General features: G+C 45.9%; 17 protein-coding genes and 1 pseudogene. 8 read left to right on the top strand and 10 right to left on the bottom strand.

The annotated features are described in order from the left end of the window. Positions 1–88: 88 nt before the first annotated feature. From LSG31_RS21565 to LSG31_RS21545, 5 genes are all read right to left on the bottom strand, one after another. Positions 89–442, bottom strand: coding sequence for a PTS glucitol/sorbitol transporter subunit IIA (locus LSG31_RS21565; protein WP_347437087.1), 354 nt, complete (start codon positions 440–442; stop codon positions 89–91). 82 nt (positions 443–524) lie between these two features. Next, a complete protein-coding gene (gene srlE, locus LSG31_RS21560; protein ID WP_347437086.1) occupies positions 525–1,526 on the bottom strand; it encodes a PTS glucitol/sorbitol transporter subunit IIB in 1,002 nt (333 codons plus the stop codon). An 18-nt stretch (positions 1,527–1,544) separates the two neighbouring features. Continuing rightward, entirely contained in the window at positions 1,545–2,096 is a 552-nt protein-coding gene (gene srlA, locus LSG31_RS21555; protein ID WP_347437085.1) for a PTS glucitol/sorbitol transporter subunit IIC, read from the bottom strand. A 33-nt stretch (positions 2,097–2,129) separates the two neighbouring features. Beyond that, positions 2,130–2,579 carry a transcriptional regulator GutM gene (locus tag LSG31_RS21550; protein ID WP_347437084.1) on the bottom strand — a complete coding sequence of 150 codons (450 nt, stop codon included), beginning with the start codon at positions 2,577–2,579 and terminating at the stop codon, positions 2,130–2,132. A 39-nt stretch (positions 2,580–2,618) separates the two neighbouring features. Beyond that, a complete protein-coding gene (locus LSG31_RS21545) occupies positions 2,619–3,860 on the bottom strand; it encodes an NAD(P)H-dependent oxidoreductase (RefSeq protein WP_347437083.1) in 1,242 nt (413 codons plus the stop codon). 358 nt (positions 3,861–4,218) lie between these two features. Here LSG31_RS21545 and LSG31_RS21540 point away from each other — a divergent pair, with 358 nt between their 5' ends. The 5 genes from LSG31_RS21540 (at position 4,219) to LSG31_RS21520 (ending at position 8,575) form a co-directional block, all read left to right on the top strand. Further along, positions 4,219–5,196 carry a 2-hydroxyacid dehydrogenase gene (locus tag LSG31_RS21540; RefSeq protein ID WP_347437082.1) on the top strand — a complete coding sequence of 326 codons (978 nt, stop codon included), beginning with the start codon at positions 4,219–4,221 and terminating at the stop codon, positions 5,194–5,196. Between the two features lie 214 nt (positions 5,197–5,410). Further along, the gene (locus tag LSG31_RS21535; protein ID WP_347437081.1) at positions 5,411–5,881 is read left to right on the top strand and encodes a MarR family winged helix-turn-helix transcriptional regulator; all 471 of its coding nucleotides are present in this window, start codon (positions 5,411–5,413) and stop codon (positions 5,879–5,881) included. A gap of 116 nt (positions 5,882–5,997) precedes the next feature. After that, positions 5,998–7,185 carry an MFS transporter gene (locus LSG31_RS21530; protein ID WP_347439581.1) on the top strand — a complete coding sequence of 396 codons (1,188 nt, stop codon included), beginning with the start codon at positions 5,998–6,000 and terminating at the stop codon, positions 7,183–7,185. Between the two features lie 92 nt (positions 7,186–7,277). Further along, positions 7,278–7,640 (top strand): hypothetical protein, encoded by a 363-nt coding sequence (locus tag LSG31_RS21525; protein WP_347437080.1) that lies wholly within the window; start codon positions 7,278–7,280, stop codon positions 7,638–7,640. Positions 7,641–7,849: 209 nt separating this feature from the next. Next, on the top strand, positions 7,850–8,575 hold the full coding sequence (locus LSG31_RS21520) for an NUDIX hydrolase (protein ID WP_347437079.1): 726 nt from the start codon (positions 7,850–7,852) through the stop codon (positions 8,573–8,575). 82 nt (positions 8,576–8,657) lie between these two features. On the opposite strand, the gene LSG31_RS21515 is transcribed toward LSG31_RS21520, so the two are convergent. Continuing rightward, positions 8,658–9,602 carry an MBL fold metallo-hydrolase gene (locus LSG31_RS21515; RefSeq protein ID WP_347437078.1) on the bottom strand — a complete coding sequence of 315 codons (945 nt, stop codon included), beginning with the start codon at positions 9,600–9,602 and terminating at the stop codon, positions 8,658–8,660. 272 nt (positions 9,603–9,874) lie between these two features. On the opposite strand from LSG31_RS21515, the gene LSG31_RS21510 reads away from it, so the two are divergent. From LSG31_RS21510 to LSG31_RS21500, 3 genes are all read left to right on the top strand, one after another. Next, positions 9,875–10,681 carry an HAD-IIA family hydrolase gene (locus LSG31_RS21510; protein ID WP_347437077.1) on the top strand — a complete coding sequence of 269 codons (807 nt, stop codon included), beginning with the start codon at positions 9,875–9,877 and terminating at the stop codon, positions 10,679–10,681. Positions 10,682–10,909: 228 nt separating this feature from the next. Continuing rightward, a complete protein-coding gene (gene nrdR, locus LSG31_RS21505; RefSeq protein WP_347437076.1) occupies positions 10,910–11,434 on the top strand; it encodes a transcriptional regulator NrdR in 525 nt (174 codons plus the stop codon). 4 nt (positions 11,435–11,438) lie between these two features. Further along, positions 11,439–14,678 (top strand): adenosylcobalamin-dependent ribonucleoside-diphosphate reductase, encoded by a 3,240-nt coding sequence (locus tag LSG31_RS21500; protein WP_347437075.1) that lies wholly within the window; start codon positions 11,439–11,441, stop codon positions 14,676–14,678. Positions 14,679–14,980: 302 nt separating this feature from the next. On the opposite strand, the gene LSG31_RS21495 is transcribed toward LSG31_RS21500, so the two are convergent. The 4 genes and pseudogenes from LSG31_RS21495 to LSG31_RS21480 all read right to left on the bottom strand — a co-directional run. Then, on the bottom strand, positions 14,981–16,015 hold the full coding sequence (locus LSG31_RS21495) for a hypothetical protein (RefSeq protein ID WP_347437074.1): 1,035 nt from the start codon (positions 16,013–16,015) through the stop codon (positions 14,981–14,983). 335 nt (positions 16,016–16,350) lie between these two features. After that, on the bottom strand, positions 16,351–16,509 hold the full coding sequence (locus LSG31_RS21490) for a HEPN domain-containing protein (RefSeq protein ID WP_347437073.1): 159 nt from the start codon (positions 16,507–16,509) through the stop codon (positions 16,351–16,353). Then, positions 16,499–16,807 (bottom strand): nucleotidyltransferase domain-containing protein, encoded by a 309-nt coding sequence (locus LSG31_RS21485; RefSeq protein ID WP_347437072.1) that lies wholly within the window; start codon positions 16,805–16,807, stop codon positions 16,499–16,501. Before LSG31_RS21485 ends, LSG31_RS21490 begins: the two co-directional genes overlap by 11 nt. A gap of 56 nt (positions 16,808–16,863) precedes the next feature. Further along, positions 16,864–17,034 (bottom strand): annotated as a pseudogene (locus tag LSG31_RS21480) (helix-turn-helix domain-containing protein); the annotation flags it as partial. Positions 17,035–17,340 lie beyond the last annotated feature (306 nt).

The raw sequence follows: 17,340 nt of genomic DNA, 5'->3' as shown, positions 1-17,340 counted from the left end.
AAGGGGGGAAGGGGATTGAAACCAAATTTTATTTTGTAAAACCTCATTTTAATAAAAAGGCGGATCTCAATTGAGATCCGAATCGAATTTACAAAAATTTAATTTCATCTCCGGGTGTTAAGCGTGGGAATATATGAGGTGTTACGTAAATCGAACCCGGAAGCACTTCTGCAGGTGCATCGGTAAAATACACTGAGATATGCCCCAATTCTGTTAAGTTATTATAGGCTTCTGTTCCTATTTTTTCGATTGTGTATTCATGTGTTCCAAGTACTAGGCGGGTTCCTACTTTAAGTGGTTGGTAATCATATTCTTTGGTTTCATGAATAATGGAAACGTCTTTTAATTCATTGGGTGCTTTGGGACCAAACAAAATGATGACTTTTTCATCTTCAAACGCAAGGGCCATTGGGCCAATTGATGAAACAACCGATGTTTTCATTATTGCAATTCCTCCTGATGTCGTCGAAACAAGTTCAGTTAATCCAGTTAATTGAATAACAAAGAATGGGAAATATTAGTTTTTAATACAATCCAAAACTTGCAAAATATGCAATGACAACGGCAGCAACCCCAGTGATCAACCGGCTGTATAGAACAGCAGGAACTCCATATTCAATCGTTTCCGGGCTTGCTTCTCCAAGAGACAAACCGACCGGAACAAAGTCACAACCGACTTGCCCATCAATCGCAAACAAGGCAGGCAATGCATAAGCTGGGTTGATCGCTTTTTGGGCTATCTGCGAACCCACTAATACGCCGATGATTTGTGCGATAACGGCACCAGGTCCAAGAATTGGTGATAGAAATGGCAACGTACAAATGATAACCAACACGATCAATCCACCTAAGGAGCCGGCAAGAGGTACAAGCCCGTGTGCCAATATTTTTCCAAGACCTGTATACGTGATAATACCCATCAGCATACTGACGAATGCCATGAACGGGATGATGTTTTTCAGCAGCATATCCACCGAATCACGTCCGGATTGATAAAGCACACCGATCACATACCCGATCGATTGTGAGAGTCTCAACAACCAACCGGAAGAAGGTTTCACTCTTTCCACGTTTTGTTTTGCATCTTGCACTTTTTGTTTTGCATCTGCAGATGACACAGATTCTGGTTCTGCTTTAGCAACGGACGGAACCGGTGCACCATCTGCTAAAACAATATCCTGAACCGCAACTCCGGATACAAAGATATCTTCTTTAATGAATTTTGACAAGGGTCCGGACGGAGAAGATGGCAACACATCGACTGTTGGAATCCGTTTCATGGGATATACTCCAATCCGAGCCGTTCCGCCACAATTGATGACGACACACAGCATTTCGTCTTCCGGATACGATTTCGAAAATCCGTCGACGGCTTCCACACCAGCGAGTTCAGCGATCCGTTGTGCAACCGGATGGATGCCACCGCCTGTTACAGAAACAACTTTATTACGTTTTTCATCAGGTATCAAGGTTAAACCTGTTCCCCAACCACCAGATCCTTTTTTTACAAATACAGCTTGTGCCATGTTTTTTCCCTCCCAATATTAAGCCGATTTTGAAACCAAATTGTTCGATTTATGTTCCATACGTGCTGCCAGGTATTTTGTGATGTACTCGGTTACAACACCACGAATAAAGATCACGACGATACCAATCAAAAAGTAACGAACAGCAAGTGGAGCGATTGAATATCCAGCTTTTTGAATACCATCTGCAATACCTAGCCAAACAAAGAGTTCACCGGCATTGGCATATGGGAAGAAAGCGGTTACCGGGTGAACAAACGAAACAGCGGAATCATAGAATGCAGGCTTTTGTTTTTCCGGCAAAAATTTCCCGAATGTGTAGGCCATAGGATTTGTCAAAATCAAAACCGCCAACACTGGCATCACAGTATACCGCAAAATTAAATACTTCGATGCAAAGCGAATCGCACGATTGGTTCGTTCTTCTCCGATGAGTTTGACGATGGTATTTGTAAAGGTTAGCAACACAACCAAGGTAGGAATAATTCCTGAAACCAAACCGACAAACGTTTGTCCACCAGCGTTAAACATTCCAATAAAGTGAGAACCGATCCATTCAATCCAGCCCATGTGTAATTCCTCCTATACTAAAATTCAGATAGTTTAACTTACAATCAATAGATTGTTTTTTTGGCGTTCCGAAATGCTTCGGATGGCATTTTCTACTGCCATATGAAATGCTTTTGCTAAAGACTTTTGTTTTGCGGAAACCTTTCGTTTCGCGTGGATCGTGCTTTCTGTTTCCTTTAGTATTTCTTGGATGTGTTTTCCTTCATATTTTGTGAAGGGTTGAAACCGCGCAAATACAGACATTCCGGATAAAATTTGGCATTTGCGAATTTGATACTCTTCGTCGACGATTAATAAGACAATAGCGCCACTACCTAATGCTTTTCTTGAAATGCCTGAGAATAGATGAAATCCATTCACCCCCCTAAATTCGTCAATTAATGCTTTCATAGCAGCTCGATAATGGCGAATTTGAACCATTGTAAATGCGTATTGTACTAGCCAAGCCAATGCGACAATGGAAATAAGCGAAAACGCATTCACTGTAATCTCTCCTTTTCTGTATTGAATGGAGACGGCTTGTTAAAACAAGCCGTCTTGCAATTTTCGCAAGTGCCAAACGGTAGTGGTTGAATCAAGTTCGATGTCATCTGTTGTCAAAAACCGGCCTTCTGGAATGTTACGTTTTGCAACGGCGTGGCCTGCGATCAAACCAATGGGAATGTGACCATTTGCTATCGTGTCATTGTGTGTTTCAATGACTCCGCGAACGGAGTATCCTCCGATACCATCCACACGTTCGCCTGCATTGATGTTACGTTTTGCAACGGCAACGGTTTCAGAAATGGGACCACCAATTGGCGCGATGGTAGGATCGTTTAAAAGAATTGCTCTCGCCACAGAGATCGGTGTTTCCAAACTTGCCAAGTGATATGGACGGTATAAGGTGTAGTATGGCCCTTTTCCGACAGATAGATACCGCAATTCATCATCAACAGGTTTTAATGGGCTGTGAACGATTACAAATACGCCAGGTGCCAATCCGTGCACATACTCGACGACTCCATATTTGTCAAGAACGCCACCCTCGGATGTAAGCTTAAGCTTGTCTCCTACGGTTTTTACGTCTGCTGAAACACCATGCATTCCTACTTTGTCTGGAATAAATCCTGTTGCGTTACTAAGCAAGTTCATTTCTGCCATTGTTTTCGTTCCATCTTGAAACGCTGCCAACATGTGCGAACTCATGTGTTTGCGTTTTGCTTCTTCCGCACAGGTATCCGGATTTGCAGTCGGAATAAACGGATTGTTTTTTCCTTTACCAGCAACCACCACATCTAAGCCCATGGTTTTTGCAAATTCGAACAGCTCTAACGTTGCAGCCGGTTCATCACCCGCAGAACCTGTATATACCAAATTTGCAGAAGTAAACATTTTCGCTAGAATAGACCCAATCGTAACATCGACTTCGACATTCAACAAGACCAGATGTTTCCTGGCAAGCAACGCTTGCAGAGCAACTTTTGCACCGACTTCCGGGACGCCTGTTGCGTCAACCACGACATCGACAGAATCCTGCTGAATCACCTGACGAAAATCATCGCTAACGGCAACCGGATGTTTTTGTTCGAGTTGTGACAAGTAAAAGTCAACAGCATTTTCTGCAGCTTGTTTATTGATATCCGCAACTCCCCGAACTTGCATCCCAGGAACTCTTGAAATTTGGGAAATCATTCCGAATCCCATTTGTCCTGCACCGATTACGGCAACTCCTATCGATTGTCCTTCTTTCTCACGCAATTGCAATAGGCGATAAATAGACATTTCTGTACCACTCCTTGTTGTTCTTCTATCTTACATATGAAAGCCATTACAGTAACGATTGAAAAGTGTATTTTTCATATGTTACTATCCGTAACATATGTTATGTATATAATAACAACGACAAATTTGTCTGTCAATCTTGTTTTTTGGGTTTGATCCTTTTGAACAAATTTTCAAATCTCTTAGAATAACCATAATGATAAAATTAGGGAACAACCCGTTTGATTCGGAAGCGTTTTTTACCCAAATCCCACATTCCGTACAATGCAAATGCCAAGTATTGACACGATAGAATCGAGTGGTACGATCAAATCTGGGGATTTCAACAATCTGGAATGCAAAGAGAGGGGAAAGCCTGATGAAACCATTCAAAGTGGTGTGCACAGGTACTCAATTGCCTGCAGCGTTGCAAATGCTTGAGCAGGAGTGTGAATTGAAAATCTGGGAACATGCGTATCCTATCCCGCGGGATCTTGTGCTTGAGTGGGTCGCGGATGCGGACGGATTGTTTGCTACGGGGAGTGTCCGGGTCGATGATGAATTGCTGGACAAAGCGCCCAAACTGAAGGTAGTTTCGCAAGCATCTGTAGGCTATGACAATGTGGATATTGCAGCATGCACCAGCCGCGGAATACCTTTCAGCAATACACCGGGAGTATTGGAAGAGACGACGGCAGATCTGACTTTCGGGCTGCTTTTGTCTGCTGTGCGAAGAATTCACGAAGGCTGGGAGCAAGTTCGCTCAGGCAACTGGAAAAATAATTTCGATGTTCCCTTTGGCATGGATTTGTTCGGGAAAACGTTGGGGATTATCGGCATGGGGAAAATCGGAGTCGCGGTGGCAAAACGGGCGCAGGCGTTCGGGATGCAGGTGATCTATTCCAATCGATCCCGTCGCGGAGACGAAGAGCAGCTGCAAGTGACTTATGCGTCGCTGGATGACCTATTGCGTCAGGCTGACATTGTTGTCGTGCTTGTACCTTTACATGAACAAACACGGGGGCTTATGGGAACCGAACAATTTCGCAAAATGAAGCCATCAGCATATTTTATCAATGTAGCAAGGGGTGCTGTTGTCGACACGGATGCGTTGTACCATGCATTAACGAAGCGGGAGATTGCGTATGCGGCGCTGGATGTTACAGACCCGGAACCCCTTCCTGCCGATCATCCGCTATTGGGTCTTCGCAATGTCATCATTACGCCGCATGTCGGCAGTGCTACATATGAAACCCGCAGCCGGATGGCCCGATTGGCGGCTCGGAATCTCATGGCAGGACTGCATCAAAAAGCGCTTCCGACCTGTGTGAATCAAGCAGTCAATTATCCGGAATAATTAAAACTTTTTCATTTTGACCCCCTTTTATATAGAACAACATTTGGCGCATTCGATTGGATGCGTCCTTTTTGCACTCTGTTACTGTCGTAACGAAAACTTTATTGCAGGATTCGGTATGAAAATTTTTTGACGAAAATTAGTTGTTTGGCATATAATAAGCGTAACAACTAATTTAAACGGATATTATTTTTTGAAACGAGGGGTTTTATGGATGGAACATAATTCATTAGAGCGGTCGATTGGATTTCAGTTGGGCCAAACCTATCGAAAAATCAATTATTTGATGACAGTTATGTTTAAACCCTTTGATCTAACGCCGGAACAATGGGTCGTATTATGCTGCATCAATGGGACAGATGGCATCCATCCGACAGAATTGGCCCAGCGTGCTCATAAAGACAAAACGACCATTACGCGGATCTTGGATCATTTGGAACGAAAAGGGGCGATCCAAAAGCAGGCAAATACGGAAGATCGACGGTCTTTTTTTGTTTTTTTGACCGAACATGGGAAATCTTGCATTCAATCACTTGCAGCGATTGAAAAAGCCACGTTGGGGACGATTTTGCAAACCGTATCCGATGAAAAATTGAGCTTGCTAAGGGAAATGTTTGATGTTTTGCAAGCCAATGTAAACAAAGAACTGGAACGGCTGCAGGCAGATGTGAAACAGAAAAACTAAAAGCAAAAAAATCACCAATCGAAAGCTGGCGGCCGCAAAATGATATGCTGGTCGTATAACAAGGCTGATCGACAACAAAATGGTGAAATTGCAATGGAGCAGGAGAGAAACGATTGATGCAAAGACTTTGGACACGAGATTTTATACTTGTTACACTTTCCACGTTTTTTGTTTTTATGAATTTGCAAATGATTACACCGGCCTTGTCTTCCTATATTCATTCGTCGATTGGCGGCAACAGCCTGATTGGATTATCGATCGCCGCCTGGGCGGTTACTGCGGTGCTGACCCGTTTTGCAGCGGGAAAGGCGCTGTTGGCAGTAGATAAGCGGATCCTAATCTGGTTGGGAATATTGGTCTACGGAGTTGCGACGGCCGGTTATTATTTAGCCACATCGGTTGGTTCCTTATTGATTGTACGAATCTTGTATGGCATCGGATTCGGGTTGACGACGACAACATACGGAACGTTGGCAGCAGATCTGATACCGGCAACACGATTAGGGGAAGGCATGGGGTATTTTGGATTGTCAACGAGCTTGGCCATGGCAATTGCTCCTGTGATTGGAATCGGCATGTACAATACAATGGGATTTCATCCACTTGTTTATACCAGCTTTGGACTCGTACTGCTGACGATTGCGATCCTGCCTTTGATCCGCACGCTAAAAATGAAACAATCCGTGAAACGGCAGCACAAGCCCCAATCCTGGATCCATGATTTTTATGATCCGAGCATTATTCTACCCTGTATCTTGCTGCTGCTGATGTCGATTACGTATGGCGGATTGGTAAGTTTTATCACGCTGTTTGGGAAAGAGGTGCATATTGCAAATGTAGGCTGGTATTTCCTGGTGAATGCCGGAGCGGTCGTACTCGTTCGCCCGGTGTCGGGAAAATTGTACGATAAAAAAGGGCATCGCGTTGTTTTGCCGATCGGTGCCGTGTGTTTGACAGCTGGTTTGTTGCTGTTGTCCTATGCGGCGAATATGGGAATATTCCTGTTTTCAGCCATCTGTTACGGCATGGGCTATGGAATCTTGCAGCCGGCGTTGCAAGCCTGGATGTTTGAACGGCTAAGTCCGGAGAGAAGAGGAATTGGCAGCGGGGCGTTTTATAGCTCCGTCGATTTTGGCATCGCAGTCGGATCGATGCTGCTGGGAACTGTGGCGACTGCCATCGGCTATGCGGCCATGTATCGCGTTTCTGCCATTTGTATGGCCATGTTCATGGCCTTGTATCTCGTATTTGGACTGAGAGAAAAGAATAAAGAAGAATATCTCAAATCTTTCACCATAAACTAAATAGTAGATACGTTACTATTTTGAAGAGAATGTGGAAAAAGTCCGGCTTGCACAGCTTTTATGCATCTCTTCAATACGTTGGGGTGAGGAGATTGAAAATCATACTAGGTATTCTCAACATCATCGTTGCCATATGCATCGGACTGCAAGCGGCTGTAATCGCCCGAGTCGGAGCGGTCAACCAAATTCCTCAATTGGAAGGCGATGGCGGCGCAGGTTTGCTGTTTTCCCTGCTTATCCTGGTTGCTGTTATATTCTATTTTGTGAAACCGATCTTCTCGATTCCGCTATTTATTCTGGCGGCATTGACAGGCATACTGGCAAGTCTTATTTATAGCGATCCTGTCATGATTGCATGGAGCATCGCACCGTTGTTCATGGTTGCGTTTCTTTTGCTTAACCGTCGGATCCGTTTTTTAAAACAAGCAAAAATGGCGCATTTGGCCAAAAAATAATGGTGGAATCCTGTTAGACGTAATCCTGTTAAATGAAAAGCAATTGTAAAACTGCAATTGTAAAGCCGGAATCATAAACTACTGATATCCTTTGTCAGTAGTTTTTTGCTCCGCCAAGCATATAAAGGATATCGGCAGAATCATAGAATGAAACGTGATAGAATAGTTACAGGATCTTGCAAAATGAGAAACGTTTTAAGGAGGAGACTATGGTACCGATACGCATGGCTTCTACAGTGGTTTTGCTGAAATGTTTACAAGCGGATGATGTGCATGCATATGACATATATACGATGAAACGCCCGGATACGATGAAGTTTCTGCCGGGCTATACAGTGTTTCCGGGCGGTGGGTTGGAACCGGGTGATTACGCAGAGGAATGGCTGGAATATGTCTGCAATTTTGCCAACCAATACGAAATACTGCCGGAAAGGGAAGACTGCAGAACGTTTTATGGGCAGCAAAAAGGCGGGAAAGAATTGGATCGCGTCTTTGTTGTTGCTGCCATTCGCGAAGTGTTCGAAGAGACGGGAATGCTGATCTGTCTGTCCGATTCTCTATCTGAAAAAATTTTACAGCCGGCGTTTCAGATGACAGTACAAGCTTGCCAACAGAAACTGCTGAACAAAGAACTCACGTTTTTGGAAGCGGTAAAAACGTTGCAGCTCCGTTTTGATGCCGGGCAGATGTCGTATATCGGAAGCCGTTTGACGCCGCCTGGGGGAGTTGCCCGTTTTTACACAAAATTTTTCATCACACGCGTATCGGATGGGATGACAAGTACACCTTCCCGTGACGAAATGACTGCCGAAGCTTGGCTCAAACCTGCGGATGCCCTGGATATGTACGGACGGAAAGAGATTGTTTGTGCGCCGCCAACCTTGGAATGTTTGAAAGGCTTGCAGCAGCTTGCAGACATAGCCGCACTATTCTAAGCCGCTTTTTGTAAGCAGTTTTTTCTGAGATTCCGCGACAGTCATGTGCATGATTTTTGTAGGATAGCTTCACGTCAGTCTGTTATTTTTCCATGTGGGATCCTGGGAGAATGGCAAATCGGCGATTCGCGTCCGGAACTTCATTACGTTTTTTCGGAATCGCTTGTTCCAAATCTTTCCCAGTGTGTGTCGACAGTTGTTGCGGGATTGTCTCGGCAATCTCTTGGGCAAGCCCGTCTTCTTCCAGTTTAATCAGATGTGCAAGGGCCGTTTTTTCAGCGACCCAGATCATATCGGCAGGAAGCTGATCTTTGTACAATCGTTCGACAATCACACTTACGCGAACGGATTTGTTTTGCCGGAGAATGTCCAAGATTTGCTGTTCCCTGTCCAGTCTCCTTGTTATAAACCATTGGATCGCTTTGTGTGGATCGTGAATGAGCGGGCCATGACCTGGTCCGATGCATGCTGCCGGAATTGTTTTTAAATATTCCAGTGTTTGCAAATATGTCCGCATATGCCCATCCGGCGGGCCGATCCAGGTGGAACCTTGGCTGATGACACTATCGCCTGTCAAAAGTATCGCATCTTCAGGGATATGGAAGGCCAGATGCCCTGGCGTATGTCCTGGCGTGTGATGGACATCTACAGAGAGCTTTCCGACTGGAATGCGGTCGCCTTGTTCTACTACGCTAGTATGTTTGCAAGGAGCAATCAAGCGATCGACTTGCTTCGCCTCAAGCTCATGGCAATAGATGGGGCAGGATAGATGCTGCATCAATCCGCGAACGCCGGGTGTATGGTCTTTATGGTAATGTGAAAATAGAATTCCAGTAACCGTCGGGTTGCCGAGTTCCTGAATCGTCTGTAAAATAATCTGTGTGTTCGCAGGGGCATCAAACCCCGGGTCGACAATGATCACTTCTTCCTTGTCATGGATCAAGTAGGTGTTTGTTGTTGTAGCAGGCTTTAATGTAGGGGATGCCAATGACAATTGCCATACATGATCCGTGCAGCGGGTTACCATATGAGCACGTCCTTTCTACATACTATTGGATGGATCCCCAAACTGTGTTGCAAAAGGCTGAGATTTACTTCGCCCTTCCCATATACTTTGAGAGGGAGTTCAAAACTTATGTGGCCTTTCAGCCACCGCATCACATGAAAATGTTATTTTCGTACAAAAAGTAGTCATAACTACACTCGAACACGCACTTTGAGCATTTTGTTCGGGATGTTTTGTTTTTGCCAATGCTTGTGCCAGTTCAGAGAATGCAGAACGGTAAAGGAGTTTTCCAATTGAACTATAGGCTGATTGTATTTGATCTCGATGGAACGTTATACAGAGGCGATCGCGTGATTCCGGACGCCCCGGAATTTGTTCAAATGATCAAAGAGTACGGGTGTTCCTGCATTTTTTTGACAAACAATTCTTCGAAAACTCCTGCGCAAGTAACGGTCAAATTAAACAAAATGGGAATTCCGGCAACTGCCGCGGAAGTCTATACGTCCAGCATGGCAACGGCGGCCTTTATAGAGGAGCAAACGCAAAAACAAAAGTGTGCTCCTACCGTGTACGCCATTGGCGAAGAAGGATTGTTGCAAGCTCTCACAGATATTCACGCAGAGTTGACTTCTGAACATCCGCAATTTGTGGTGATTGGCATTGACCGTCAATTTAACTATGACAAATTGCGCATTGCGAGTCAATACGTACAGGATGGAGCGCTATTGATCGGTACGAATGCGGACCGGGCGCTGCCGTCAGAAGACCGTTTGTTGCCCGGAGCCGGATCGTTGATGCAAAGTGTGAGTGCGGCAACCGGCAGGCAGCCGATCTGGATCGGGAAGCCGTCATTGACGATTGTGGAGTACGCGCTTAAGGCTTGGCGAATGCATCGTCCAACGCTAACGATTGAAAAGTCGGAAATTTTGATGATCGGGGACAATATCGAGACAGATATTGCTGCGGCGCATGCGTATGGCGTCGATTCGGCGCTTGTGCTCAGCGGATTTTCAAACGTTTCCGATCTTTCCTCTTGCAAACAAAAACCCAAGTTTGTAGCCAAGACATTAATGGAATTGCAGCGGCAACTGTTTTCATGAGTCAATCCTGAAATTTGCCAGACTTTGGTCAATCTATGGAAAGGATATGCATTAGAGGGACGTTTTGATTCCTAACTCCCGTTTTTTGCGTTTTTCTTCCCTATTCTGCTCCTTGACCAAAACTATATCTAGTGTGATAATCTGTTTGACTAATCAGTTTCCACTCTATATATAGGGTTGTGATAAGGAACCATACATGCCACGGGCGAGAAAGCAGGGAGGATAAAAATGCGGTGTCCGTTTTGTCAGCATGAATCATCTCGTGTATTAGAATCCCGAACCAGCGAAGATCTTACCATTGTGCGGAGACGTCGGGAATGTTTCAACGAAGCGTGCATGCGGCGATTTACTACATATGAAAAAGTGGAAATGTCACCGCTGATGGTGGTGAAAAAAGACCGGAAGCGGGAAGAGTTTTCCAGGGACAAGCTGTATACCGGCATTCGCAAGGCGTGTGAAAAACGTCCGATTCCCATGAGCACGATTGATCAACTGACTGACCAAGTGGAACGGGAAATTCGATTGGAGTTTGAACGGGAAGTCCCTTCCGATGCAATCGGTGAAAAAATCATGAACGGCCTGCGGGACATTGATGGTGTGGCGTATGTGCGATTTGCAAGTGTGTACCGGCAATTTCGGGATATTGAGACATTTGCCAAAGAAATTTTAACGTTTCTGAATTCGGAACAGGGTCGCGGCCAGGCAACGGAATCAAACGGTGCGGAATTTTGGAGAAGAGAAGGGAAAGAATAGATAGATGATCGATCAATTACAGAAAAACAGCTATATGCTGCCATTTACGAATGAAGATTATTTGGCGCCAACAGGTGAGCGGATCGTTGCGGACCGCTATTTATTAAAAGACGCCAAAAAAGAGACATTGCAAGTCGGAAGTCTTGTTGTGGCGGTATTGGACAAAAAACGCGCCTATCACGAATTGGCAAAAGTGGTTCAGTTGCAACCGGAGAAGCGTATGGTAAAGGTGCAATTGCGGGACGGATTTGAAACGGAACTTTCCTATGATCATATCGATGTCTTGAAAGAAACATCTCCGCGGGAAATGTGGCGCCGGATTGCGAAAGGTGCGGCAACTGTTACGAAAGATCCGGCTTTCTGGGAGGAACAATTCTATCAATTGCAAAGCGGCTGGAAATACGTTCCGGGCGGGCGCATTAACGCGTCGATGGGGACAGGGATTCAAACAACCAGCTACAATTGTTTTGTCATTCCGAATGTGGGAGCATCTCCCCGTGATTATGCCCGTTCTTTCGGGCAAACATTAGAAATCCAGGCCCGGTCCGGCGGTGTCGGGATGAATTTGTCGCAAGTGCCGCCGCAAGGATCCCTTGTGCCGATTTCCGATCAGCCACGCCAAGGGGAACTGCAATTGGTTCTGGATGTGTGGCATGGAGATCTTCTGGATTTTCTTGCGGAAACGTATCCCAACAGCACCAAAATCGTACGGATCAATCGCCAGTTTTTGCGCGCTGTGGAAGAAAAAAGCGACTGGACATTCGTATTCCCGGATACGAGCGTGGAAGGGTATGACGAATATTGGAACGGCGATATCGACGCATGGGTCGAGCAAGGCCATCCGGTCGTATACGGAGAATCCTTGCCTGCGGAAGATTTGTATGAAACGATCATTCAATCGGGCGTCATGTGTATCCAAGATTTAGTTGGCATGACAATTTATCCCGGGGATCGCCGCGCACGCATCGCAGAAGCGCTTGCCGACATGTGGGAAGCGATGATGGAAGGAAAACGCGTGTCGATGGTGCTTTCTTCGTTGCGGCCGCGCTACAGTTATGTGCGTGGCGTCAATGGACGCAGTTCCGGGGCATATTCCTGGGGATTGCTGTACGACAAAGGAAACCAGGTGTTTGGCAATGGATTTGGCCCGGTTGGCGTCGGCGAGATCATGAGCGTCGGCTGCCAATTGACGCTTCAGGGCGGATCCCGCCGCGGTGCGTTGATGCTGATTTTGAACGACAAACATGCGGATATCCTGAAATTTATTCGCTGCAAACAAGTGGACGGTGTGATCACAGGCGCCAACATTTCCGTGGGTGTATCGGAAGAATTTATGCAGGCCAAAGCGGACGAAGCGGTATGGGAACTCGGCTATCCAAGTCTTGCAGATATGTCGGAATTCCATGGGGATTTTTATGAATGGCTGGCAAATGGCGGCTCATTTGAAGTGGCGGAGCGTCTTCCGGCGCTGCAAATGTGGGAAATGATGATGGAATCCGCCTGGAAAAGCGCGGAACCTGGTGTCGTCTTTATGGGACGCTACAATCGCATGAGCAATTCCCACTATTTCAATCCGATTATAGCGACTAATCCGTGTGGCGAGCAAGGGCTTCCGGCTTATGGGATTTGCAACCTGGGAGCTGTCGTATTGAGCCAATTTACAATGGGATTCAAGGATACATCAGAAACCTATGCGTTTAAAAATACAGAATTGGAGACGCATATTCGTACAGAACTTCGCAAACTGTTCGATGCGGACAAGGCGGAATTTTTCTTGCATCACATCAAATGGGAAGAGCTTGAATACGCCACACGCACGGGCTTGCGCTTTCAGGACGCAATCATCGATGCGACGTATTATCCGTTTGATGAAAATCGTGAAAACCAGATGAAAGAACGTCGGGTCGGCCTTGGGATCATGGGATTGCATGACTTGATGATTCATTGTGGCGTTCGCTATGGCAGCGAAGAATCCACCAAGTTGATCGATGTGCTGATCGGCATGATGGCAGAATGGTGTTACCTCGAATCGGTCGAGCTTGCCAAAGAAAACGGCCCATTCCCTGCTTTTGATGCGGACTTGTATTTGCAAAGCGGCTTCATGCAGGCAATGGCCGCACATAAACCACATGTGGCGGAGGCTATTCGGGCGCATGGTGTCCGCAATGTCACGACAATGACGATTGCGCCGACAGGCACGACAGGTACGATGGTCGGCTGCAGTACCGGCTGTGAGCCTTACTATGCATGGTCGTATTACCGCAACTCCCGACTTGGAATGTTTGAAGAAAACGCGAAGATTTTGGACGATTTCAAACATGTCCAACCAGAAGCGGATACATTGCCGGAGTATTTTGTGACATCCATGGATCTCACGCCGGAAGAGCATGTGCGTGTACAGGCAGCGCTGCAAAAATGGATTGACAGCTCGATTTCCAAAACATGCAATGCACCGAACTCGTATACGGTGGAAGATACGAAGAAGCTCTACGATCTTGCCTATGAACTTGGCTGCAAGGGTGTCACCATTTACCGCGACGGATCCCGCTCCGAGCAAGTCTTATCCTTGAAGGAAGAGGACAAGCAAAAGGAAGATACGGAGATAGATTCCACGGAGACGATGAAGCAATCGCAATCGGCATCTGTGGAAGCGGACTTGGCGCAAACGGGGAAGAATGAATCGCAAGTGCTGCCGGCCCCGCTCGCGGGCTATCGGAAAAAAAGCCGTCCGGATGTTTTATATGGGGCAACCTATAAGAAAGAAACGCCCCTTGGCACTGCATATATCACAATCAACGACGATCCGGAAGATCACCTGGCGAGAGAAGTGTTCGTCAATATCGGGAAAGCCGGAAGCGACGTATATGCTTCCAATGAAGCGTTAGGCCGTGCAATTACACTGTATTTGATGGATTCCCAGAATCCTCATAAGGAAGCGGTGCTCGTCCAGCATTTTTCCGGAATCGGCGGTTCCAATTCCGTTGGCTTTGGCGACAGAAGAATTACATCTGTTCCTGACGCCATCGCAAAAGCGTTAATCGACCATTCGGAAACATTCCCGCTTCGCCATGTGAAATGGAATGAGATCTCCTGTTCCATCGAATTGCAGGCACAGGAAGCGGAACGATTGAGCCTGCGGGAGTTTAATACAGCAAAGGATCTATGCCCGCAATGCCATCAGCACACGTTGGTGCGCCATGGCGGCTGCAACGAATGCGAGGCTTGCGGCTTCAGCAAGTGTTAGTTAGGGTACCGCCAACAAAATGACGTTTATCTATACTCGAACGTGAAAAACCCTTGAAATTTAAGGCTCTGCACATTGTTTACATGTATTCAATGTATTTTTGAGGGAGTATCACAAAAAGCAGGCCAAAACTTGAACAATACTGTTTTGGCCTGCTTATTTCTGTTATTCAACTATCGTTCCCGTTAGCGCAGCGGGATAAACGATTCATACGGCATGGCTCGCTATTTGTTTATTAACCAGGAGAAATTCTTTGAAAAAGTCGGGAACCTCCATGCCTGAAATGGTATTTCGCATAGATGCTATTCAACCTCAGGGTTAGCCAGCAGAATTTCCTCAGCCACTTCACAAAGATCGGGAAGAAAATCGCAGACATCTTTGGCACGCTGACGAATGTCGTCCCGTGATCGAATGCCGAGATCGGCAACCATTTTTTCGAAGGAAGGCGCGTACAAGGGCTGTAGCTCCGGGGCATCCGTAGCGAGAATTTTGTGGCACCTTGCGAAGGTCGCCACCATCCAGAAGACTGCTTCGCGGTGACAGCCTAATCGTATCAGCTCCCGGCTCCCGTCAATAACGATCTGCTTTGCTGCGGCCGTAATGTCGGAGCTGAAGAAAAACGGCGTTCTTGCAACGGCTGACGCTGCATCGAAGGTACTGGCAAGCTCATTCAGATGCATTTCGACACGCTGAGGACTTAAGTCGGCGCATCCAAGCAGCCTCAGCAGGTGCGGATAATCGACCATGCGCCCGTACGCCTGAAGAACTTGTTGTGCAGCTAGATAACGTAATCGAACCGTCGGATTACGAAGTGCAGCAACAAGGAGGAGGTGAGTCGTTACGCCTGTCGGAAAAAGCCATGACGTAACCTGATCGTGCCACGGTGCGGAGGGGTCGATGGATCCCAGTCCCCTCTCGATCGACTTCAGCACGTTTCCGCAGCGACGGCGTACCCATGCCCGTTTCGCAAAATGGCGGGATACCTCCCGTTGCACACTGCGCAGATGTCCCGTGGGATCATCAATGATGGTGTCCGTCCGGAAACTGCCGGCAAGATGATAAAATGTCAGAACGTCCTCAGCGGACGAAAGCTGATGCCAGGACAGATAGGAGATCTCAACAAGCACTCCCAAATGGATCAATTTCCCTGGTTTGAGCGGAAGGTCCTTTAGGTCCAACACGACCATGACATCGATATCGGAGCAGGCGGACATCTCCGTGTCGTCCGGCAGCCCTACCGTCGAGCCGCTGAAGTACGCTCCCATGTATCCTGCTTCTCTGCTGGCGCGGCTTGCCACCCAATCGACTGCCGCTACGCGTGCATCCCTAACCTTCATGGTATCCCCCCCTAAAAACTTCCTTTTTGTTCAACTCTTCTGCCCGTTAGCTTAACGATCCAAGAGCATTCTTTTACTTACGGCAGATCAGCCTTTAATCCGTATTGTTGCTTAGCTTCCTCAGCGGTGAGGAATTCTTGTTTATTAACTGGAAGAGCTTGTACGAGTTCATCCAAGGTTTCAACAATACCTTGAATTTCATCCTGAATCTCCACTATATGAAGAAATTGAGCATTTGTTATTTGAACAGGAATTCATTCACCAAATCATGAAAGACCCTATGAAAATTATTGACCGACTATGTGTGAGATTATAGCTTACACTTGAATAGGAAATCATTGGTTCAACTTATATAATATCGCCTTTAAATACTTTTCTCCAGCTTGCTGTGAGTGAAAACAAACCGTGTCAAACAAATCGGCGGAAAGAATAAGTTCTGCAACTTTCAGATCGTCATTCGCTTTTCGAAGCCATTCCTTGACATTATCGTTCATACACAACAACTCCTTCAGCGGCAATTTCTTTTTGCATAATAAACCCGTTTGCCATTTCTTCTGGAGTTCTTACTAAAAAATCCATTGGATACCCTTTTACACGACCAACTTTTCGAATTTCCACATTCCGTTTCAAAGGACTTAAATCCGTATCCATGATAACCAAAAAGTCGAAATCACTATCTTGTTTTGCTTCCCCGCGGGCACGAGAACCGAACAAAATGATTTTTTCGATGGGAAGTGCAGAGACAAGACGTTGAACGACTTCGTTTACTACTTGTTCGTCAGGATGGGTCATTTGTTTCACCTTCTTCGTCCGATTTATAACCTAACAAATCACTCGGAATGAATATATCAGACATCTGAATTTTCTGTTTTAACATGTCTCACAACATCTTCAATTTCGTACCTTAAATAATCACAAATCCGATCAATCACCTGAAGCGCAATGTATTCGTTCTTATCAATTTTAACATCGGTAGCTGGAGACAGGCTTAAATCACGTTTTAAGTCTGTTTTTGTTTTGTTTTTATCATGCTATTAAACCACGATCTCTACAAAAAAGGCCGCTACACCCAATCCGAATCCTTAAAACTCGCCTGGCAAATCGCAAAGAATCCGTTACGGGTAAATATTGCCTGAGTATCGTCAATGATCGACAGCTTCAATTGCAGAATTTGGCTAGGGTTCCAATATTCCAGTGTTTTCTAAATTTGTACGTTAAATCAAATGAATTTTTTCATGAAAAAAAGTTAGAGTTTGGCCATGAATCTTTTAAATAAAATCCAGGTTGACAAATACTTGATTGGTGATAAACTTAATCCATAAGGT

It is taken from the genome of Fodinisporobacter ferrooxydans, from assembly GCF_022818495.1.
Classification (GTDB): Bacteria; Bacillota; Bacilli; order Tumebacillales; family MYW30-H2; genus Fodinisporobacter; species Fodinisporobacter ferrooxydans.
The sequence above is the reverse complement of the archived record's forward strand: the minus strand, read 5'-3'. Positions and strand labels throughout refer to the sequence as shown.